The sequence below is a fragment of the Kitasatospora sp. NBC_01539 genome (assembly GCF_045040525.1).
Lineage (GTDB): Bacteria > Actinomycetota > Actinomycetes > Streptomycetales > Streptomycetaceae > Kitasatospora.
Map to the genome: position 1 here is coordinate 27,963 of NZ_CP109390.1, position 20,563 is coordinate 48,525.

The 20,563-nt window shown below is 75.1% G+C and carries 16 protein-coding genes and 1 pseudogene; 11 read left to right on the top strand and 6 right to left on the bottom strand.

The features are described from left to right. Nucleotides 1-103 precede the first annotated feature (103 nt). Nucleotides 104-1,036, bottom strand: a complete 933-nt coding sequence (locus tag OG335_RS00115) for an NADP-dependent oxidoreductase (protein WP_405008911.1) — start codon at nt 1,034-1,036, stop codon at nt 104-106. A 149-nt stretch (nt 1,037-1,185) separates the two neighbouring features. Here OG335_RS00115 and OG335_RS00120 point away from each other — a divergent pair, with 149 nt between their 5' ends. The 8 genes and pseudogenes from OG335_RS00120 to OG335_RS00155 all read left to right on the top strand — a co-directional run bounded on the left by OG335_RS00120 (nt 1,186) and on the right by OG335_RS00155 (nt 9,451). After that, complete coding sequence (locus OG335_RS00120) at nt 1,186-1,491, top strand: cupin domain-containing protein (protein ID WP_405008912.1); 306 nt, start codon at nt 1,186-1,188, stop codon at nt 1,489-1,491. A gap of 9 nt (nt 1,492-1,500) precedes the next feature. After that, a pseudogene (locus OG335_RS00125) lies at nt 1,501-2,723 on the top strand (IS4 family transposase); the annotation flags it as partial. Between the two features lie 55 nt (nt 2,724-2,778). Continuing rightward, nucleotides 2,779-3,591: an AraC family transcriptional regulator gene (locus OG335_RS00130; protein ID WP_405015274.1), complete on the top strand. Its 813-nt coding sequence runs from the start codon at nt 2,779-2,781 to the stop codon at nt 3,589-3,591. 245 nt (nt 3,592-3,836) lie between these two features. Continuing rightward, the gene (locus OG335_RS00135) at nt 3,837-4,268 is read left to right on the top strand and encodes a hypothetical protein (RefSeq protein ID WP_405008913.1); all 432 of its coding nucleotides are present in this window, start codon (nt 3,837-3,839) and stop codon (nt 4,266-4,268) included. 234 nt (nt 4,269-4,502) lie between these two features. Further along, nucleotides 4,503-5,555, top strand: a complete 1,053-nt coding sequence (locus OG335_RS00140; RefSeq protein WP_405008914.1) for an Acg family FMN-binding oxidoreductase — start codon at nt 4,503-4,505, stop codon at nt 5,553-5,555. A gap of 168 nt (nt 5,556-5,723) precedes the next feature. Then, entirely contained in the window at nt 5,724-8,453 is a 2,730-nt protein-coding gene (locus tag OG335_RS00145) for a GNAT family N-acetyltransferase (RefSeq protein ID WP_405008915.1), read from the top strand. Nucleotides 8,454-8,693: 240 nt separating this feature from the next. Further along, entirely contained in the window at nt 8,694-9,146 is a 453-nt protein-coding gene (locus OG335_RS00150; protein ID WP_405008916.1) for a hypothetical protein, read from the top strand. Between the two features lie 110 nt (nt 9,147-9,256). After that, on the top strand, nt 9,257-9,451 hold the full coding sequence (locus tag OG335_RS00155; protein ID WP_405008917.1) for a hypothetical protein: 195 nt from the start codon (nt 9,257-9,259) through the stop codon (nt 9,449-9,451). Nucleotides 9,452-9,644: 193 nt separating this feature from the next. On the opposite strand, the gene OG335_RS00160 is transcribed toward OG335_RS00155, so the two are convergent. After that, nucleotides 9,645-9,926 carry a hypothetical protein gene (locus OG335_RS00160; RefSeq protein ID WP_405008918.1) on the bottom strand — a complete coding sequence of 94 codons (282 nt, stop codon included), beginning with the start codon at nt 9,924-9,926 and terminating at the stop codon, nt 9,645-9,647. A 230-nt stretch (nt 9,927-10,156) separates the two neighbouring features. On the opposite strand from OG335_RS00160, the gene OG335_RS00165 reads away from it, so the two are divergent. Beyond that, a complete protein-coding gene (locus tag OG335_RS00165; protein WP_405008919.1) occupies nt 10,157-10,660 on the top strand; it encodes a GNAT family N-acetyltransferase in 504 nt (167 codons plus the stop codon). A 109-nt stretch (nt 10,661-10,769) separates the two neighbouring features. Here the strand turns inward: OG335_RS00165 and OG335_RS00170 are convergent, their stop codons facing one another. Then, the gene (locus tag OG335_RS00170) at nt 10,770-11,417 is read right to left on the bottom strand and encodes a TetR family transcriptional regulator (RefSeq protein ID WP_405008920.1); all 648 of its coding nucleotides are present in this window, start codon (nt 11,415-11,417) and stop codon (nt 10,770-10,772) included. Nucleotides 11,418-11,696: 279 nt separating this feature from the next. On the opposite strand from OG335_RS00170, the gene OG335_RS00175 reads away from it, so the two are divergent. Then, nucleotides 11,697-13,115 (top strand): lipase family protein, encoded by a 1,419-nt coding sequence (locus OG335_RS00175; protein ID WP_405008921.1) that lies wholly within the window; start codon nt 11,697-11,699, stop codon nt 13,113-13,115. Between the two features lie 179 nt (nt 13,116-13,294). Here OG335_RS00175 and OG335_RS00180 read toward each other — a convergent pair whose 3' ends face one another. From OG335_RS00180 to OG335_RS00190, 3 genes are all read right to left on the bottom strand, one after another. Further along, nucleotides 13,295-14,482 carry a UDP-N-acetylglucosamine--N-acetylmuramyl-(pentapeptide) pyrophosphoryl-undecaprenol N-acetylglucosamine transferase gene (locus tag OG335_RS00180; RefSeq protein WP_405008922.1) on the bottom strand — a complete coding sequence of 396 codons (1,188 nt, stop codon included), beginning with the start codon at nt 14,480-14,482 and terminating at the stop codon, nt 13,295-13,297. Nucleotides 14,483-14,632: 150 nt separating this feature from the next. Then, nucleotides 14,633-16,456 carry an ATP-binding cassette domain-containing protein gene (locus tag OG335_RS00185; protein ID WP_405008923.1) on the bottom strand — a complete coding sequence of 608 codons (1,824 nt, stop codon included), beginning with the start codon at nt 16,454-16,456 and terminating at the stop codon, nt 14,633-14,635. Then, nucleotides 16,453-18,336 (bottom strand): ABC transporter ATP-binding protein, encoded by a 1,884-nt coding sequence (locus tag OG335_RS00190; RefSeq protein ID WP_405008924.1) that lies wholly within the window; start codon nt 18,334-18,336, stop codon nt 16,453-16,455. Before OG335_RS00190 ends, OG335_RS00185 begins: the two co-directional genes overlap by 4 nt. A 664-nt stretch (nt 18,337-19,000) precedes the next feature. Here OG335_RS00190 and OG335_RS00195 point away from each other — a divergent pair. Further along, nucleotides 19,001-20,452 carry a condensation domain-containing protein gene (locus tag OG335_RS00195; protein WP_405008925.1) on the top strand — a complete coding sequence of 484 codons (1,452 nt, stop codon included), beginning with the start codon at nt 19,001-19,003 and terminating at the stop codon, nt 20,450-20,452. Nucleotides 20,453-20,563: the final 111 nt, after the last annotated feature.

A 20,563-nucleotide genomic window follows, 5' to 3' on the forward strand; every position in this document is an offset into this window, starting at 1 on the left:
GCCGCCCCCGCGCCTGCCCCCGCGCCTGCCCCCGCTCCCGTAACGGCGACCCGGTGGCGGACGCGTCGGCGCTCGGGCGGGTGGCAGGTGTGCGCCGCGGGGATCAGAGCGTCAGGACGATCTTGCCCCGGGTGCGGCGGGTCTCGACCAGGGCGTGCGCCGTGGCCGCGTCCTCCAGCGGGAGGACGTGCTCGACGTGCGGCCGCAGGAGGCCCGCCTCGACCAGCTCGGTCAGCGCCTCCAGCCCGACGTGGTCCGGCTCGACCACGACTCCGGCGTACCGCCTGCCGGCCGCCGCGGTACGGGCGGCGAGCTCCGGGTCGAAGTGCTCCGTGATCGTGGCCAGCACGCCGCCGTCGCGCAGGACGGGGAGCGAGCGGAGGCCGTTGCCGTTGCCGACCGTGTCGAACACGACGTCCAGCCCGCGCAGCCCGGTGGTGAAGTCGGCCGCGGTGTAGTCGATCGGGTGGTCGGCGCCGAGCTCGCGGAGGAAGTCGAGCTTGGCGGCGCTCGCCGTCGCGAAGACCTCGGCTCCGCGGGCCCTGGCGATCTGCACGGCGAGGTGTCCGACCCCGCCCGCCCCGCCGTGCACCAGCACCCGCTGTCCGGCCTGCAGCCCGGCCGCGTCGACCAGCGCCTGCCAGGCGGTCAGCCCGGCCATCGGCAGTGCGGCGGCCTGCGCGTGGTCCAGCCCCTTCGGCTTGCGGGCGAGCTGCCGGGCCGGCGCCGTGACGTACTCGGCGTAGCCCCCGGCCGGCCGCGGGAAGTGCGGCATGCCGTAGACCTCGTCGCCGACGGCGAAGCGGTTGACGCCCGGCGCGACCTGCTCGACCACGCCGGAGACGTCCCAGCCGAGCACGAACGGAGGCTCGCCCAGGAGCGGGAACGCCCCCGAACGGGTGTAGGCGTCGACGGGGTTGACCCCCGCGGCGCGGACCCGCACCAGGACCTCGGTGACCCGCGGTTCCGGCCGTTCCGCCTCGGTGATCCGGAGGACGCCGGGCTCTCCGTAGGACTGCTGGTCGATGGTGCGCACGGCGGGGTTCCTTCCGTCGGTGGCGCGGATCGTGGCGTCCGGGCCTGGCACCAAACCTAGGCGGCTGATGCGAGACGCTGAATAGCCGAAACTCTCTCTTTCCTGTCCGATCGTCTCGTCCGGCGGTCGTATCGGCGTAGGCTGTCCGCATGGACATCCTCACCGAGGCCGTCGCCTCCATGCGGTCCGAGAGCCCCCGGACGGCCCGCACCGAGTGCCGGGCGCCCTGGGGACTGCGCTTCCACGAGGCCACCGGCGCGGCCTTCCACGTCGTGCTGACCGGCTCCTGCTGGCTCGTCCGACCCGACGGCTCCGCCCTCGCCCTGGCCGCCGGTGACGTGATCTTCCTGCGCAGCGGCGCCGAGCACGCCCTGACCGACGACCCGCACTCCCCGGCCACCGACTTCCGCCCCGACCGGACCCAATGCCGCTTAGATAAGGACCAGTATCGCTAGGCTTGCTGTGTGGATGAGTTGCGGGGTGCGGATGGGCGCTTGACGGATCGTCTGGCGGTCGGGGTGCTGACGGACCTGCTGCATCAGGATCTTGTCGATGATGTGGTTGAGCAGGCTGGGCGTCGGGAGCGTCGGGTGCGCCTGCTGCCTGCCCGGGTGGTGTGTACTTCGTGCTGGCCATGTGCTTGTTCTTCGGCGACGGCTATGAGGAGGTGATGCGCAAGCTGGTGGGCGGTCTGCGGTTCCTCGGGGACTGGAGCGGGAACTGGAGGGTGCCGACCACCGGGGCGATCACACAGGCCAGGGCCCGGCTGGGCGAGGAGCCTTTGCGGTTGCTGTTCGAGCGTGTCGGGGCGCCACTGGCCGGTCCCGGTACCGAAGGTGCCTGGCTGCGGTCATGGCGGATGATGGCGGTCGACGGGGTGCAGCTCGAGCTCCCGGACACCCCGGGCAACACCGAGGCGTTCGGCAAGAACAGTCACCGTGAGCACCGTCCCGGCCCCTTCCCGCAGGCCCGGGTGGTCGGCCTCGGGGAGTGCGGGACCCGTGCGGTCATCGCGGCGCGCATCGGCCCGTTGGCTGTGGGCGAGAGGGAGCTGACCGAGCAGCTGCTGCAACGGTTCGAGCCGGGCATGCTGGTCATGGCCGATCGCGGGTTCTACAGCCTGGCGTTGTGGGTCAAAGCAGCCGAGACGGGCGCTGACCTGCTGTGGAGGGTGTCGGAGACCGTCGATCTGCCCGTGCTGGAAGTGTTCCCCGACGGTTCCTACCGTTCCGTGCTCGCCGACGTCATCGCGCGTCAGCGGTACCGACGACATGTGCGCTCCGGACGCGCGGACGCGCGGCTGGAAGGACTGGCCGTTCGTGTTGTGGATTACCGGGTGGACGGGCGTGCGGGCAACGGGGACCTGTACCGGCTGATCACCACCGTCCTGGATCCCGGCGAGGCTCCCGCACTGGAGCTGGCGGCGGCGTACCACCAGCGGTGGGAGTTCGAGGTCGCGCTTGCCGAGATCGAGACGTACCAGCGCGGACCTGCTCGCCCCCTGCGGTCCAAGTCGCCCGAGATGGTCCGCCAGGAGATCTGGGCCCTGCTGACCACGCACTACGCGATCCGGAACCTCATGCATCAAGCCGCGGGCGGTGCCGGCCTCGACCCGGACCGGATGTCCTTCATCCGCAGTCTCCGCGTCGTCCGCCGCCTGGTCACCGACCAGGCGGCGTTTTCCCCTGACGGCTTGGCCGCCGCCCTTACCGGGGCTCTCGCCGAGATAGCCGAACGGCCCAATCCCGCCCGGCGACAACGTACTTGCCCCCGCGCCGTCAAACGCCACCGCCTCAGCCCGCACCGCATCAAACGCCCCGACGACACCAACACCCGGCACTCCGGACCGCCCACCTTACAACTCAGAAACCCAGCTATCTAAGCGGCATTGCGACCGGACCGACCGCACCTCACCGATCGGCAGGTTCGCCGTCGACGGCCCCGGCGCCCGCACGGTGCTGCTCTGCGGCTCCTACCACCTCGACCGGGAACGCCCCCACCCCCTGGTCGCCGGCCTTCCCGAGCTGATCCACCTGCCCGCCCGGCGCGACCGCCACCACGCCCTGCGCGCCGCGATCGACATGCTCGGCGCCGAACTCGACGACCCCAGGCCCGGATCCGACGGCATCGTGGGCGAGCTGATCGACCTGCTGCTCCTCTACATCCTCCGCGCCTGGTTCGACGACCAGCCGGCCGATGCCACCGCCGGATGGGCCGCCGCACTGACCGACCCGGCCATCGCCCCGGCCCTGCGCGCCATCCACCGCGACCCCGGCCGCGCCTGGACGGTCGAGGCGCTCGCCGACAGCGCAGGCCTCTCGCGCGCCGCCTTCGCCCGCCGGTTCACCGGCCTGGTCGGCGAACCCCCGCTCACGTATCTCACCCGCTGGCGGATGACCACGGCCGCCCGGCTGCTGCGCCACTCCGACACCCCGATCGCCGTCGTCGGAGAACGGGTCGGCTACGGCTCCGAGTTCGCGTTCGCCAAGGCCTTCAAGCGCGCCCACAGCGTGCCGCCCGGCCAGTACCGGCGACGGGCCGGTGCGGCCTCCTGACCGGAGGCCGGTACCGGCGGAGCCCCTCGGGGAGGCAGAAGATCTTGCGGTGGGAGTGGCCCGAAGTGGCACCAGCCCACTGGCTGGTGACGCAAGATTTCCTGTGGCCAGGCGGTACAGGGTCTGCGTCGACGTACGGGGAATCCGCGTGACACGCACCGGGACGGCATGGCATCGTGCTGCCGTGACCACACGTCGAAAGGCCGATGCCGCGTAGACCGCCCCGCGCGCTGCGCGGAGACCACGTGACGCCCCGCCTCTGGGGACCCGCCCCGCCGCCCCGGATCCACGGCCTCTCCGCCGGAACAAGCCTGGCGGTGCACCGGGCCGAGAGGGTGAGCGCCGGCTGGTACCTCTACCCCGGAGCCACCGATCGGGCGCTGCGCCGGTACCGGGAGTTCCTCGCCCCACCGGGCAGACGCCCCCTGTACCCGCAGGCAGCGTTCTGCTCCTGCCCGGGCTGCTCCTTCGACGACGTCCGGCACGCACGTGACGTGCTGGACGGGATCCTGGGAGCGCTGCCGGTACGGGCCCGAGCCGAACTCCGGCGGGTCCTCCGCCCCTTGGACGCCGCTCTCCTGCACCGCACACTGCCCGACCCGTTCACCCGTCGACGGCAGTGGCGCACGGAGTTCTGGTGGTACCGCCGCCTCGCCTGCCCGTCGGAGGGAGGGTGAGGAGGCGTCGTACAGCCGTCGGCCCCCCGCTCTCCCGCTCTCCCGCTCTCCCGGTCTCCTGCTCTCCGGTCTCCTCTCCCGTGCCGCCCGCGGTGGCGGTGCCGCGGCAGGCCGCCGCAGAACGGGTCCAACGGCCCTTCGCAGGCACCGGCAGGCGGCGCACGCTGGAGGCAGCGGGGTGCTGCTCCCGTCCGGGGCGCACCGCCGAGGGCATGAGGGCAAGGAGTACTGATCATGATCGCGACACTGCCGACCCTCGCCGACCTGCGGCTGCTCGTGACAGCTGCGGGCGCGGCGCCGTCCCTGCACAACAGCCAGCCCTGGCGCTTCCGTCCGACGGTCGACCCGGACGGGGCCGGGCCGAACGGGGCCGAGCCGAACGGGGTGGACCCGGACGGGGTGGTGGAGGTGCACGGGGTCGAGGTGTACGCGGACCGCACCCGCGCCGTCCCCCTGACCGACCCGGTCGGCCGCGCCCTGCACATCTCCGTCGGCGCGGCGCTCCTCAACCTCCGCGTGGCCGCCGCCCATCTCGGCCGCACGCCGGTGGTCCGGCTGATGCCCGACCCGGCCCGGCCGGACCTGCTCGCGGTCGTCTCCCTGACCGGACCCCCGGCAACCGTCTACGCCGACCCCGAGTTGTACGCCGCCATCCCGCACCGCCACTCCGCCCGCCGGCCGTTCGCCGGCCGCGACGTGCCGGAGAGCGTGCTCGGGGAGCTGATCGGCGCCGCCCGGACCGAGGGCGTGCACCTCACGCCGCTGGAGGAGGCCGGCGTCCGACGGGTGCTGACCCTCACCGCGGAGGCCGAGGCCCGCACCGAGGCCGACGTGGCCCGCCAGGCGGAGACCCGGGGCTGGCTGCGCCCCGAGACACCGGCGACCGACGGGATCCCCGCGTCGGCGCTGGGCCCGCAGGACCACGAGGCCCGCGTGCCGATGCGGAGCTTCACCGGAGGCCCGCCGGCCCTCCCCACGGAACGCTTCGAGGCGCTCCCGCAGGTCTGCACCCTCACCACCCACGGCGACGGCCCCGCCGACTGGCTCCGGGCCGGCCAGGCGCTGGAGCGGGTCTGGCTGCTGGCCACGGCCCGAGGCGTCCGGCTGACCGTGCTGCACCAGGCCGTCGAGTGGCCGGACACCCGGGCCCTGCTGCGCGACCCGGAACAAGGGCCGGGCTTCGTCCAGCTCGTGGTCCGGATCGGCTACGGGCCACCCGGACCGGCCACACCGCGCCGCCCCGTCGCGGAGACCCTCGACCCGCCCGCGGCCGGAGCGGGCCGATGACACCCGCCCGCGGCTGGCGCGGGCCGGTGACACCCGCCCGCGGCCGGAGCGGGCCGGTGACACCCGCCCGGCCGTGCGGTGAGGCCCGGCAGGAGTGAGCCTGGAAGGACGGGGCACGCCGGACACCCGCCCGGAACGCCGCGCCCGGGCCCGACCGAGGAGCCGCAGATGCCCAGCCGCGACGACCCCCCGGCGACGGCCGAAGACCTCCTGACCGACGGCACCACCGCCGTCATCCGCCCGCTGCGCCCCGCCGACCACGACGCCGTCTACGAGCTGTACGCCGCCGGGCGGTCCGGGGACGGCCGCGGCCCACGGTTCCTCGGACCCGGCCGCCGAGCGCCGGCCCTCGCCGCCGACCGGCTCTGCGGACCACCCCGGCCCGGCCTGCTCACGCTCGGCGCCTGGGTCGCGGCGGACCTCGTCGGCGAGGTGGACTGCGAGACGACCGGCGGCCGGTCGGACACCGCCCGACTCGCCCTGGCGGTCGCGGACTCCTGGCGGCACCACGGTGTCGGCACGCTCCTCGTGAAACACCTCGTGGAGGCCGCCCGCGAGCGCGGGGTGCGGGAGTTCGAGGCCGACACCGTGGCCGGGAACCGCGCGGTGCACCGGCTCTTCTCCGACCTGGGCCTGCCCGTCCACCACCGGGGCGGGCAGGGCGGGGCCCGGCTGCGGGTGCCGCTCGACGAGCAGGACGAGCGCGACCGCGAGGCGGCGGACCGGCGCGGCCGGGCCGCCGACGTCGCCGGCCTCGCCGCGCTGCTCTGCCCCCGCTCCATCGCCGTCGTCGGTGCTTCGCGGCGGCCCGGCTCGGTGGGCCGGGCCGTCCTGCTGAAGATCCAGGAGGGGGCGTTCACCGGCGACCTCCGGGCCGTCAACCCGCACGCGGACGAGATCGCGGGCCTGCCCGCCCACCGGTCGGTCGCCGACCTCCCCGGCGCCCCCGACCTCGCCGTGCTCACCGTGCCGCCCGGCGCGGTGCCGGACGCCGCCGAGGCGTGCGGCCGCGCCGGGGCCCGCGCGCTCGTGGTCGTCACCGCGGGCCTCTCCCCGGACGAGGCCCGCGGACTCGTGCGTGCCTGCCGCCGTCACGGCATGCGGCTCGTCGGGCCGAACAGCCTCGGCGTCGCCCACACCGACCCCGCGGTGCGGCTCGACGCCGAGTTCGGCGGCGTGGTGCCCCTCCCCGGCACGGCCGGGATCGCCGTGCAGTCCGGCGGCATCGGGATCGCCCTCCTGGAACGGCTGGCCCGGCTCGGCATCGGCGTCTCCAGCTTCGTCTCGCTCGGCGACAAGTTCGACGTCAGCGGCGACGACCTGCTGCGATGGTGGGAGGAGGACGGCCGGACCGACCTCGCCGTGCTGCACCTCGACTCGTTCGGCAACCCCCGGGCGTTCGCCCGTACGGTCCGCCGGGTGACCCGGCGGCTGCCCGTCCTCACCGTCGACGCGGGCCGCTCCGCCGCAGGCCGCCGCGGCGCCGCCGCGCACACCGCGGCGTCGGCGACCCCGGCCGTGACCCGGGAGGAGCTCTTCCGGCAGGCCGGCATCACCGCCACCCACAGCATCGCCGAACTCGTCGAAGCCGCAGCGCTGTTGCACGCACAGCCGCTGCCCGGCCCGCGCGGCGCCGTCGCGGTGATCTCGAACGCCGGCGGGATCGGCATCCTCGCCGCCGACGCGTGCGCCGAGGCCGGCCTCCTCCTGCCCGAACTCCCCGCCGCGACGGCCGCCGCGCTGGCCGTCCTCCTGCCGGGCGGCGCGAGCACCGTCAACCCGGTGGACAGCACGGCCGCCGCCCACCCGGAGCAGATCCGCGCCTGCCTCGACCTGCTGGCCCGCGAGGAGACCGTCGACGCGCTGCTGGTCTGCCTCGTGCCGACCGCACTGACCACGGGCGACGGACCCGGAACCGTCCGTGCCCTGCTGGAGGGCCCGGCCCGGCGGCGCATCCCCGTCGCCGCCGTCCAGGTCGGCCAGGAACCACCCGTCCGGTACCTGGCCTGCCGAGGCGGCCTCCTGCCGTCCTACGCCGACCCGGCCGCCGCCGCCCGGGCCCTGGCCCACGCCAGGGACCGCGCCCGGCGACTGGCCGAACCGGTCGCCGAGGCGACGCCGCCGGTCGCCGACACCCCGGCGGCCCGCGCGCTCGCCGAAGCCTTCCTCCGCACCCGCCCCGAGGGCGGCCTGCTCGACCCGAACGACACCGCCGGCCTGCTCGCCTGCTACGGCATCCCCCACATCCCCTTCCGGTGGGCGCACGGCGAGCAGCAGGCCGTCCTCGCCTCCCGCGTCCTGCGCCAGTACGGCCACGGCGGCAGGACCGTCCTGAAGGCCTACTGGCCCGACCAGATCCACAAGGGCCGGGTCGGCGCCGTCCGGACCGGACTGGCCGACGACGCCGAAGTCGTCGCCGCACACCGGCAGTTCACAGCCCAGTTCGGGGACCGCATGGACGGCGTGGTCGTCCAGCCGATGGCCGCGCCCGGCCTCGAACTGCTCACCGGCATCGTCCGGGACCAGGTCTTCGGCTCCCTCGTCGTCCTCGGCCTCCGCGGCACCGCCACCGGCATCCCCGACGACCGCTCCGTCCGGCTCACCCCGCTGACCGAGCACGACCTCACCACCATGGTCGCCGACCTGCGCAACTCCTCCCTGCTCCTCGATCCCTCCGGCACACAGCAGGCCGACCTCGGCGCCGTCCAGCACGTCCTCGCCGGACTCTCCCGGATGGCGACCGACCTGCCCCAGGTCGTCGAGGTCGACCTCGACCCGCTGACCGCCCGCCCGGACTCCCTGACCGGCGTCGACGCGCGCATCCGCCTGGAGCCGCGGCACCCCTACGACCCCTACCGGCCCCGGCCCGGCCGTCCGGTGGCGCCCGGGAAGCACTGACCACAGCCGACGGGCCGCCCGCGCCGCCCCCGCCCTCGGCGGCGCACGTGTCGGAGGGTGCCGCCATGCGCTCGCTGCGGCCGGTCTGCCCGACGAGGAGCGGCCCGTGGGGGCGTGCGTGGCGGCGACGACCGGCACCGCTACGGGAAGGCACTCCTCCCCGGGCGCTCTTGACGGAACGTCAGGGATCTTCCACTCTCGAACTCCGAAACGACGTCCACGGGGGGACCGTTCACCGCGATGACCCGACACGTGCCGGTGCTGCTCGCCGTCCTGGCCTCGGCGGTCCTCCTCGCCGGATGCTCCGGCACGGGCGGGAGCCGGGCCGCACCGACGCCGACGCCGACGGCCGAACCGCCCGCGCCGAGCCCGACGGCGCACCGGCAACCGGACGTTCCGGAACTGCCTCCCACGGCGGGCGGAACGAGAACACTCGTCGCCGTACCGCTCCGTGAGGCGGGCTCCACCGTCGGGACCTTCTCCGCCCGGGCCGGCGAGATGGACGTCGCGATGTACTGCACCGGCGGCTCCCTGACCGTGCACATCGACCCCGTGTCGACCAGCACGGTGGTGTGCGGGACGGCAGACGTCACCCCGGTGCTCAACGTCCTCCACCTCCGAGCGGCGCAGGACGTGCAGGTGAGCGTCGACGCCCCGCCCGGCGTGCGATGGAACCTGCGGATCGAGCAGTAGCCGCACCCACCCGTGCGTGACGTCGGCGCGCCCGCCTTCCGGCTGTGCCCGAGGGCGTCGGACCTGGCAGGATCACCGGCACGGTACGGACGATTGCAGGGGTGCGAGACATGACGGTTCTGCTGCTGGGCGCGCTGGTGCTGGTTGTCGGCGGATGCGTGTGCGTCGTGTGGGCGGACCGGGGCGGCCCCCGTTGGGTCCGCGTCGTGGCGACCGTGACGCTCGTCGTGGGCGAGATGCTGCGCTGCGTCGACAAGGGTCGGCGCCGCGGCCTGAACCGGAGCACGAACGGCGGCGGCGACTGACCCGCACCCGCGACCACGGGGACCACGCCGAACGCCCGCTCCGTCACGACCCGTTGAGCGCCTCACCCGGTGCGGGACCGTGCGAGGCCCAGCAGACGATCGCAGTCGGGGGTTCGCGGCGGCTGTTTAGAACCGGAGACGGACGCGGGGTGCACCTCCGTCTCCCCCGGGAGGTCCGTCGAGGACGGTGCCGTCAGACGGGCTTGCGCGGGGTCCGGCGGCGGGCCCACTCCTGGAGGACGAGCCCGGCACCGACGAGGAGGGGCCCGACGGGCCAGACCGAGAGGCTCGAAGAGCCCGTGACGACGCCGAACGTGATGCCTGCCATGATGACGAGCTGGCCGGCGCCCCAGATGCGGGGCGCGCCGACCGGGCGCAACCAGCGCGGTACCCAGCCCCGGATCACGGCGGGGGCGCCGCCCGCGATCCCTAGCGCCCAGGCCACAGCCAGGCACGTCCATCGAAAAGTGGTCACGAGGGGGCTCCTTCGCCAGGGCGGTCCGTCCGACGGGCCGTGGGAGGTGTGATCATTCCACCGCCCTTCGCACGGTCGGTGACCGGGGGCGGCTGTACGGACGCGTGCAGGCTGCGCGAGCGCGGGTCGACGCCCACCCGGCGGTGACGATGCACGGAAGGGCCCGTCAGGGGTCACCGATCGGCCTCTCCGCGCCGGCCGGTGCCGGTGGCGCCCGATATCGTGCCGGGATGGAAAGGACTGTCACGTACCTGGAGATGACGGACCGCCGTGAGCTGAAGCCCGGTCGGGTCGTGCCTTCGCTGGAACTACGGCGCGAGGAGGGCCTGTCGGCCCTGGTGCGTTCGGTGCAGGCCCGGGTCGGAGCGGCGTACGGCTGGCGGAGTTCAACGCGATCCGACGAGGAGTGGCAGGAGTTGGCGCGAACGCAGCCGCACCGCCGGTACTGGCTGATCACGCTGGCCGGTGCGACCGCCGGGGTCGTGGCGCTGGCGCCGCAGCCCCCCGGGGAGGTGGAGATCGTCACCTTCGGACTCCTTCCCGAGTACGTCGGCCGGGGGCTGGGCGGGCACGCCCTCACGCTGGCGTTGCAAAAGGCATGGGCGACAGAGCCGTTGGAGGCGGACTCCGTTCGCAGGGTGTGGCTGCACACCAACTCGGACGACCACCCGAGCGCACTCGCCAACTACCGGCGCCGCGGTCTGCGCGTCTACCGCACCGAGGTCGAGGGGTAGCGCGAACATCCGGGCTGCGCCCGCTCGTCCAGGGCCGTGGCCCGTGGCCCGCGGGCCCTGCCCCGAAGCGGCGGCCGTCCGGCGGCCGTTCGGCGGCCGGACCCGGACGTCAGTAGGGGAGCCCCTCCGCCGCGGCGCGCAGCGCGGTGTGGAGGCTGGCGGCGAGTTCGTCGTCCGAGGCGGTGCCGTCCTCGGCGGAGCGCTGGGCGAAGTCCTCCGCCGCGGCGCGCAGGGCTCCGTTGACGGTGGCCGCGTGCACCTTCACGCGCAGGTCGCCCGGGTGCCGGCCCGACCTGCGGGCGAGGAGTTCGGCGAAGAGGGGCAGCGCGTCGTCGTGGGTCTGCAGCCAGACGGCGCGCAGAGCGGGTTCGGTGTGGGTCATCCGGATCAGGTCGAGGACGTCGGGATCGGCGCGCGGCAGAGTGCCCCGGCGGCACGACTCGGTGAGGAAGTCCAGCAGTCCGGTGCCCGGGGGCCAGTGGCGCAGTGCCTCGGCGGCGGCGTCCAGACTCGCCGTGAGCACGGGGCGGATGCAGCTCTCCTTGGTGGGGAAGTGACGCCACAGGGTGCGGGTCGAGACGCCCACGGCCTGGGCGATCTGATCCCCCGTGGTGCCCGTGACGCCCTGGGAGACGAACAGGCGGACCGCTGCCTGCGCGATCTCCAGGCGGAGGGCTGCGCGGCGTCGTTCGCCGAGCGGCGGCCTGGCGGCCGGCCCGTCGGTGTCCGCGCTGCGCTCGGGTGTCGTGTCAACCACCGTGTCCCACCACCCCTGTCTCGGCGATCCCGGGCAGCATAGCGAGCCGCACGGAAATGACACATGCAGACGCCTTGTCACTGAGTGACAGGCTCCCTTACGCTCCCGATGTAACCCACCAGTAACTAGTGGGTGAGGGACGGGAGTTCGACGTCATGCGGGGCGAACCCCCCTCGCGGCCGGCACTGCCACGCGCCCACACGGCGGTGCGGCCGCGCGCCCGCACCGACGCACACCCGCACCCTTTCCGACTTTCCGACGAAGCAGGGAGTGAGCCGCATGCACCGTCCCACCGACCGGCCGGACCCGGTGTCCGCCGAACGTCCCCGCACCGGCCAGGCCGGGCCGTCCCCGGCCCGCAGATCCACCGCTGCGGGGCGAAGCCGTCTGATCGCCACCACGGTCGTGGCGCTGGCCTGCCTCGGGGTCCAGGCCGTCCCCGCGTCCGCGGCCGGGGCGGGCGGCGTGGTCTCCCGGGGCGTGACCGTCCCCGCCTTCTACCAGCCGCCGGCGGCCCTCCCCGCGGCCGACGGCGCGCTGGTCCGCACCGAGCCGTTGCCGCTGGCGCTGAGCCTGCCCGGCCTCGACGGGCGTCCGCTGCCGGGCACCGCCACCCGGCTGATGTACAAGTCGACGGATTCGCAGGGCGGTCCCGTGGCGGTGACCGGCGCCTACATCGAGCCGTCGGCGGCCTGGAAGGGCGGCGGTGCGCGGCCGCTGGTGGCCCTGGCCCCGGGCACGATGGGGCAGGGCGACCAGTGCGCGGCCTCCCTGGGCCTGCAGCACCCGATCGTCATCGGGGACGACACCGTGTCCGTCGGCTACGAGGACCTGGCGATCTACCGGCTGCTGTCCGCCGGGGCCGCGGTGGTCGTCACCGACTACGTCGGCCTGGGCGCGACCGACCGCCTGCACACCTACGTCAGCCGCCTCGACGGCGGGCACGCCCTGCTGGACGCCGTCCGGGCGGCGCGGGCGCTGCCGGGGTCATCGATCACCGCCGACTCGCGGATCGGACTGTTCGGCTACAGCCAGGGCGGCGGCGCCAGCGCGTCGGCCGCCGAACTCCAGCCCTCCTACGCGCCGGACGTCAAGCTGGCCGGCACCTACTCCGGCGCGCCCCCGGCCGACCTGACCGAGGTCGTCAAGGGCATCGACGGCAGCGCGCTCGCCGGTGCGCTGGGCTGGTCGCTCAACGGATTCCTCCAGGCGGATCCGGACCTGAGGGCCATCGCCGACGCCCGCCTGAACGCCGCCGGGAAGGCGGCGCTGAACGACCTGTCCACGATGTGCGTCGGCGACGCGATCTTCGGCTACGCGTTCACGAGGAGCAGCTCGTGGACGGTCGGCGGGGAGTCCGTCAGCGACATCGTCGCCGCGGAGCCGAGACTCCGGGCGGTGCTCGACTCCCAGCGCATCGGCACCCTGAAGCCGACCAGCCCGGTGCGCCTGGCCACCGGCGTCCAGGACGACATCGTGCCGCACGGCCAGGCCCGCCGGCTCGCCGTCGACTGGTGCCGCAAGGGCGCCAACGTCACCTACGACGCCGTGATCCTGCCGAACCTGGGCGACGGGCTGCTCACCAACCACCTGGTGCCGCTGCTCACCGACCAGGGCGACGCCGTCGCCTGGCTGACGGACCGTCTCTCCGGCAAGGCCGCCGCCTCCAACTGCTGGACGATGCCGCTGCAGCCCTGACGGCCTGCCCTGATCGCCTGCCCCGGGGCCCTGCCCGCGGCACCGCCCCTCGCGGGGGAGACGGCCCGGCACTCGATCACGCCGAGTGCCGGGCCGCCGTCCGGCCCCGGCCCCGGTCGCGTGGCCCGGGATCCGGGGTCCGGGGTCCGGCGCCGCCTGCTCGTCAGGCCGCCGGTCGGTCAGGCCCCGGCTGCGGACAGCAGTACGTCGACCAGCCGCTCCGCCGCGTCCGGCCGGCCCTGCTGCCGGGCCCGGTGCGCGGTGTCGGCGCGGCGCGCCGGGTCGGCGAGAAGCGGCGCGAGCGCCTCCCGCAGGGTGTCCGCCGTGACGTCGCCGAGCAGGGCGACGGCCGCCCCGGCCTGCTGGAGGTGCGAGGCGTTGTGCGCCTGCTCGTCGCCCGCCGAGGACGCGAGCGGGATCAGGACGGACGCCTTGCCCAGTGCGGTGAGTTCGGCGATCGTGCCGGCGCCGCTGCGCGAGACCACCACGTCGGCCAGCGCCAGCACGTCGGGCAGTTCGGGTCCCACGAACGGGGTGACGAGGTAGCGGGCGGCCAGGTGGGCCGGAAGCGCGGCGGCCCGGGCCCGCAGGCCGTCCGCGTGGGCCGCGCCGCACTGGTGCACCACGTTGGCCCCGGCGAGCAGCCACGGGAGGGCGGCCTCGACGACCGTGTTGATCTGCAGCGACCCCTGCGCGCCCCCGGTGACGTACACGGTGGGCAGCGTCCGGTCGAAGCCGTGCAGCGCCAGTGCCTCGACCGCCTTCTCCGCCTGCCCGGCGAACACCTCCGGGCGTACCGGATTGCCCGTCACCACCGCGCGGGACCGCGCCGACTCCGGCAGCAGCGGCACCGTCGACTCCGAGGAGACCGCGACCCGTGCCGCGGTCGGCGCCAGGAACCGGTTGGCCAGGCCGAGCCGGACGGTCTGCTCGTGGACGACCAGCGGGGCCCCGCAGCTGCGCGCGGCCCGGCCGACCGGGACCGCCACGTAGCCGCCGGTCGCCAGGACGACGTCCGGGGCGTACCGGGCGACGATCCGCCGGGCCTTCACGATGCCCTGCACCACCCGCACCATGTCCCGGATGTTGGCCGGGGAGGCCAGCTTCAACGGGTTGCCGGAGCGTCGGATCTTCCCGGTCGGGACGGCGGCGAACGCGATGCCCTCACCGGCGGCGACCCTGGACTCCAGGCTGTCCGCGGAGCCCACCCACAGCACGTCGAGCCCGCGGCCGCCGGCCGCGAGGCGCGCGCGGAGCGTCCGTACGGCCGTCAGCGCCGGGTAGGTGTGTCCGCCGGTGCCGCCGCCGGTGACGACCAGGCGCAGCGGCCTGCCGGGGGCGGACGGGGGGAGGGTTTCGCGGGTCACGGAAGCTCCTGATCTGAGCGGCACTCGGCCGCGGACCCGGCCGTGGACTCGGCCGCGCCGGAGGACAGTTGGACAATCCGGACGATAGCAGGGCAGGTGGCGCGCCGGCCGCGGACCGTCCGCCGGTCAGCGGGGTCGCCGGCAGGTGTCTCAGTGGTACACGCGCGCCTGCAGGTCGTACAGCTCCGCGTACAGCCCGTCGGCGGCGACCAGGTCGGCGTGGTTGCCGCTCTCGCGGATCCGGCCGTGTTCGAGGACGACGATCCGGTCGGCCATCCGGACGGTCGAGAACCGGTGCGAGACCAGCAGGGTGACGGCGCCGGACCCGGCGCGGGCCTCGGCGGCGAGGTCGGCGAAGCGTTCGAAGAGGGCGTGCTCGGCGGTGGCGTCCAGGGCGGAGGCCGGTTCGTCCAGGGCGACCAGCAGCGGGCGGCGGCGCAGCAGGGCGCGGGCCAGCCCGAGCTTCTGCCACTGGCCGCCGGAGAGTTCGGCGCCGTCGCCGTAGCTGCGGCCGAGGAGCCCGTCCAGGCCGCCGGGTACGAGTCCGGTGATGGGCCCGGCCTCCGCGGAGGCCAGTGCGGCGTGGATCGCCTCGTCGTCGCCGAGCCGGTCGAGGTCGCCGATGCCCACGTTGTCGCGCAGTCGCAGCTCCAGCCGGGCGAAGTCCTGGAACAGCGTGGCGGCCCGGCGCTGCCATGCGGGCCCGTACGCGGCGAGGTCGACGCCGTCGACGAGGATCCGGCCGGAGGTGGGCCGGTAGAGGCCGCAGAGGAGTTTGACCAGGGTGCTCTTGCCGGCGCCGTTCTCGCCGACCAGGGCGAGCGCGCTGCCCGCGGGGATGTCCAGGGTGATGTCGTCGAGGATCGGCCGGTCGCTGCCCGGGTAGCGGAAGGAGACGTTCTCCAGCCGGATGCCGTGGGTGAGCCCGGCCGGCGGCCCGGCCGCCCCGGTGTCGGCTTCGGCCCCGGTGTCTGCTTCGGCCCCAGTGGGCGCGGGCGGTGCGGCGTGCGCGGACGGCCCGGTGAGGTCGGCCAGCCGCTGGAGGGTGCGGCCCGCGCCCTGAAGGACGGTCAGCAGGCCGAGGGCGGTCGACACCTGGAGGCTGATCTGCGCCGCCAGGGCGATGACCAGGATGACGTCGCCCAGCCCCGCGCCGCCGTCGACGGCCTGCCGGGCCACCACGAAGATCGCCGCGCCGTAGCCTGCCGCGAAGACGAGCTGTCCGGCGGCCCGCAGCAGGGCCGCCGTGAGGTGGGCGCGGCGCAGGGCCGTGTCGGCCCGCCGCCAGGTCCGCCGGTGGCGCCCGATCAGGACGGCCTCGGCGCCGGCCAGCCGGATCTCCCGGGCGGACGCCTGGGTGGTGGCGGCCTCCAGCAGGTGGCGGCCGAGCCGGATGCCGGGAGCCGTCGCCTCCTTGGCGCGCTCGACGAGCCGCTGGGCCCGGTTGCCGGCGGCGACCGGTACGACGGCTGCTGCGGGCAGCAGCACCAGCCACGGGCTGAGCATCCCCAGCAGCACGGCGGTGACGCCGAGTTGGAGGGCCACGCCGCCGAGCTGCAGGACGGCCTCCAGCGAGCCGCGGGTGCGCGGCAGTTCCTCGCGGACGAGGGCCAGGGTGTCGGCCCACCCGGGCCGGTCGAGGTCCTCCAGCCCGGCGGTGCCGTGCGCGAGCCCGATGACCTCGTTCTGCAGGGCGAGCTCCTCCAGCTCGCCGAGCTCGAAGTAGGAGAGGTGCGCGAAGTGCGTCATCATCAGTTCGAGGACGAGCAGCAGCGCGGTGGTGAGCGCGAGCCAGGTGGCGGTGCTCGCGGAGCGGGCGACGGCCGCGGTGGTCAGCGACTTGAGGCAGACGGCGATGAGCGGGGTGGCGAGGTAGCCGATCGTCATCAGCGCGACGGCGCGGGTCAGCCGCCGGGCGTCGCAGAGCACGGCGAGGCGCAGCAGGCGGCGGACCGCCAGGAGCAGGGTGGTCATCGGGGGCCGCCCGCGGTCATGGTGAGGTCCTCCTGCTCGGTGAAGCGTTCCGCCTGGATCCGGAACAGCTCGGCGTAGCGGCCGTCGAGGGCCATCAGCTCGTCGTGGGTGCCCGACTCGGCGACCCGGCCGTCGGCGAGGACGACGATGCGGTCGGCCCGGCGGACGCTGGAGAAGCGGTGCGCGATGATCACGCTGGTCACGCCGCGCGTCGTGTCGAGGAAGCGGTCGAAGAACGCGGCCTCCGCCCGGACGTCGAGCTGGGCGGTGGGCTCGTCGAGGATCAGCAGGGAGGCGCCGGCGCCGACCGAGAGGAGGGCCCGGGCGAGGGCGATCCGCTGCCACTGGCCGCCGGAGAGGTCGGTGCCGTCCTCGTACTGGGCGCTGAGCACGGTCTCCAGTCCGCGGGGGAGGCCCTCGACGAGTTCCCGGGCGCCCGCGCGCCCGGCGGCCGCGAGCAGTGCCTCCGGGTCGGCGAGGAGTTCGGGCCGGCCGATGCCGATGTTCTCCGCCGCGGTGAGCTGGTAGCGGGTGAAGTCCTGGAAGATCACCGCGATGCGGCGGTGCCAGGCGGCGGCCGGCAGGGCGGCGAGGTCGGTGCCGCCGGCGGTCAGCCGTCCCGAGGTGGGTTCGTGCAGTCGGGCGAGCAGTTTCACGAGGGTGGTCTTGCCGGCGCCGTTGAGTCCGACGATCGCGGTGGAGCGGCCGGGGGCCAGCTCCAGGTCGAGGCCGTCGATGATCGTCCGGCCGCCTCCCGGGTAGCGGAAGGAGACGTTCTCGAAGCGGATCGCGCCGTCCGGCACGGTGGTGGCGGTGGCGGCGGCCTCGTCGGCGGCCCGGTGTTCGGCGGCGCGCTCCTCCAGCCGGCCGATCGCCTCGAACGCGGCCAGCCCGTCGCGGGTCTGCACGTCGCTCTCGGGGAAGTACACGCCGAACCGCAGCGGGATCAGCACCGCCTGGAGCGCGACCGAGACCTGGAGGAGCGAGAGCGTGCCGTCGGTGCCGCCGCGGCCGATCAGCAGCAGGGTGGTGCCGCCGCCGAGCAGCCCGACCGCGGCGAGCCCGACGAACGGGCCGAACAGCAGGCGCCGTCGGCCCGCCCACAGCGGGTCGAGGTAGCCGCGGGCTTCGGCGCTGTGGCGCTCCCGCAGCCAGGGCAGCAGCCCGAGCATCCGGATCTCCTTGGCCATGCCGAGGCCGCCGGCCGTCCGGCGCAGGTAGGCGAGGCGGCGGCGCCGTCCGGCGAGCGACCCGCGCAGGGCGCCGAACCGGTCGAGCGAGCCCCGCTGGCCGAAGCGGATCACCAGCGCGGTGCCGGCCACCAGGGCGCCGGCCGCCGGGCCGAGCACGAGGCCGACCATCACGGACGCCCCGAGCAACTGCGCGTAACGGGCGGTCAGGGCGACCGCGCCCGCCGCGGCGTCGCCTGGGGTGGGGGTGGCACGCTCGAATCCGCCGCGGGCGTCGGAGAGCACGTCGAGGACGTCCTGGTGCTCCAGGTCGGCGATCGGCAGACCGGTCAGGGCACAGTCCATCAGCCGGGCGATGCAGGCGCCGTCGACCTGGCGGATGATCAGCTCGCCGAGCGCGGACTGGAACGGGGTGAGCAACTGCTGGACGACGAACGCGGCGACGGCCAGCAGCGGGGCGAGCCCGAGGACGGCCCAGCCGCCGCCGTCCAGGGCGGCCGGCACGCGGGCGATGAGCCGGCTCGTCCAGGCGATGAAGACGATCGGCAGCAGGCCGACCGCCGTGTGCAGCAGCAGGGCGGCGGCGAGCAGGCCGGGGTGGACGTGGCGCAGCAGCCGGGCGAAGTCCGCCCAGCGCCGGAGGCGGCGGCCGAGCGGCCCGGCGGCCGGGACGGGAGGTGCGGGTGGCACGCTGAAGCCCCCTGGGCTGGAGTGACGGGTGGGTGCGCAGCCCCGTGCGGTCCGGTGCCCGGGCGTGTGCGGGCCGCGGTGCGAGGACGGTCGTGGAGGGGTGGGCGCGGGGCCGGCGGCGGACGGCGCTGTCCCGGCCGGCGGCGGGCCGCCCCGAGTCTGGCCCAGACCAATTCGTGCGTCAAGGAATTCATCCCCCCGTCATCTCCTGTTTCCTGGACACTGCCTGAGAGTTCTGATCCACCCAGTGGATTGGTCTGGACAATTCAAGGGTCGAGTCGCTAGCGTCCTGCATCGGCCGAGGCGGTCGGTACGGGAATCACCCGTTCCCGCCACGGCCCGCGCCCCGCGGACCAGCGCGGACCAGGAGAGTGCCGGCATCGAGGCCGGCGCCCGTACCTGCCCGTCCGCGAACCCGGGGCGCCGTCCGATCCGTCGAGCGGCACCCCCGCCCGCGGTCCGGCACAGCCCCGGCTGCGGCGCCTGCGGGGAGGCCCGCCGCCCGCAGGCCCGCGTGTCCGCGGCCGCGCAGACTCCCTCCTTCTCCTTCCCCCGCGCCGACAGCGGCGACCCCGGCAGCGGCGACCCCGACTGCGGCCGCGCCGGCTCCCCGCCCACCCGACCGCCCGCCCGCACCGGCGCGGCGTCGCAGCGAGAGGAACGCATGGAAACCCGACCCGCCGGCTCGGCGGACTTCCACGGAGGCCGCGCCGGAAGTGCGCCCATGACGTGGGGCCAGCGAGCGATCTGGAAGTCCATCAAGTGGCTCGACGAGGGCGCCCACTACTTCAACATCAGCCGCACCCTCGACCTGCCCGACGGACTGACGTACGACCAGGTCACGGCGGCCGTGGGCCTGCTGGTGCTCCGCCACGAGGTGCTGCGCACCCGCTTCCACGACGACGACCGGGGACCCACCCAGGAGGTCGACGCCGAAGGCGCCCTGCCCGTGCCCGTGCTGGACACCTCGGCGGCGGACCCGGCGACCGTCGCCGCCGACCTCGCGCGGGAGCTCGCCGGCCGCGCCTTCCGGCACGACACCGAATGGCCGGTGCGCTGCAGCCTGGTCCTCGACCGGGGCCGCCCCGCCCACCTGGCACTCGTCTTCTCGCACCTCGGCGCCGACTTCTCGGGTGTCCGGGAGGCGCTCGCCGACCTCCGCGAACTGCTGGCCGGCCGCGTCGGCCCCGTGCCCGCGTGGCAGCCGCTCGACCAGGCGCGTCACGAGACCGAGGGCATCGGCGCGGCCCGCGGCGCGGCGTCGCTGGAGTACTGGCGCCGCACCCTGCGCAGTGTCCCGGCCGCGATGTTCCCGGCGGTCGTCGAAACCGAGGGCGAAACCGAAACCGGAACCGAGGCCGATCCCGGGTCAGCGGCCGGGGCCGGGGCCGGGACCACCGGCACCGCGGGTGCCGACGCCGAGCGGTTCGTCCGGCTGCGGCTCGACTCCCCGGCACTCGCCGTGGCGGCCACCCGCATCGCCGACCGCTGCCAGGTCAGCACCGGCACCGTCCTCCTCGCCGCGACCGCCGCCGTGCTCGGTGCCTGCACCGGCCACGGCATCGTCGCCCTGCAGCTGATCGCCGTCAACCGGCACGACGACCGCAGCCGCCACCTGGTCGCCGCCATGGCCGAGAACGCCCTCTTCGCCCTCGACGTCGGCAGCGGCACCTTCGACGACGCCGTGCGCCGCACCTTCCTCGCCGGCATGAACGCCTACCGCTTCGCCCAGTACGACCCGCTGGCCATGGACGACGTGCTCGCCGAGGCCCGCGAGGCCGCCGGCGGACGCCTCGAACTCGGCTCCTTCTTCAACGACAAGCGGATGCACGACCGCTGGTCCGACCTGCCCGACACCGGTGACTCCCCGGAGGCGCTGCGCGCCCTCGCCGGGAAGAGCGAGGTCACGTTCGTCGGCGCGTGGGAGCGCCAGGACGCGGTCTTCTTCGTGCACACCGCCTACGACCCCGGCAGCTGCCTGCTGCACCTGATGGCCGACACCCGGCTCGTCCCGCGGCCCGCGATCGAGCGCGTGCTGCTCGCCTTCGAACGCCTGCTCGTGGACGCCGCCCTCGGCCCGGTCGACCTCGACGGCTACGCGATCCCGACGGGCTGACCCGCCCGACGGACGCCCCGGCCCCGCCATCGCACGCGTCCCGCCGCCGCGTGCCCCGCCGCCATGCCCGACCCACCCTGCCGCCCTGCCCCGCACCGCCGCACGAGCCAC

What these genes read in the sequence shown, in the direction of transcription:
- OG335_RS00140 (WP_405008914.1), top strand. Translation starts at nt 4,503, where the DNA reads ATGATCGCGACACTGCCGACCCTCGCCGACCTGCGGCTGCTCGTGACA.
- OG335_RS00150 (WP_405008916.1), top strand. Translation starts at nt 8,694, where the DNA reads ATGACCCGACACGTGCCGGTGCTGCTCGCCGTCCTGGCCTCGGCGGTC.
- OG335_RS00145 (WP_405008915.1), top strand. Translation starts at nt 5,724, where the DNA reads ATGCCCAGCCGCGACGACCCCCCGGCGACGGCCGAAGACCTCCTGACC.
- OG335_RS00120 (WP_405008912.1), top strand. Translation starts at nt 1,186, where the DNA reads ATGGACATCCTCACCGAGGCCGTCGCCTCCATGCGGTCCGAGAGCCCC.
- OG335_RS00195 (WP_405008925.1), top strand. Translation starts at nt 19,001, where the DNA reads ATGGAAACCCGACCCGCCGGCTCGGCGGACTTCCACGGAGGCCGCGCC.
- OG335_RS00175 (WP_405008921.1), top strand. Translation starts at nt 11,697, where the DNA reads ATGCACCGTCCCACCGACCGGCCGGACCCGGTGTCCGCCGAACGTCCC.
- OG335_RS00165 (WP_405008919.1), top strand. Translation starts at nt 10,157, where the DNA reads ATGGAAAGGACTGTCACGTACCTGGAGATGACGGACCGCCGTGAGCTG.
- OG335_RS00185 (WP_405008923.1), bottom strand. Translation starts at nt 16,456, where the DNA reads ATGACCACCCTGCTCCTGGCGGTCCGCCGCCTGCTGCGCCTCGCCGTG.
- OG335_RS00155 (WP_405008917.1), top strand. Translation starts at nt 9,257, where the DNA reads ATGACGGTTCTGCTGCTGGGCGCGCTGGTGCTGGTTGTCGGCGGATGC.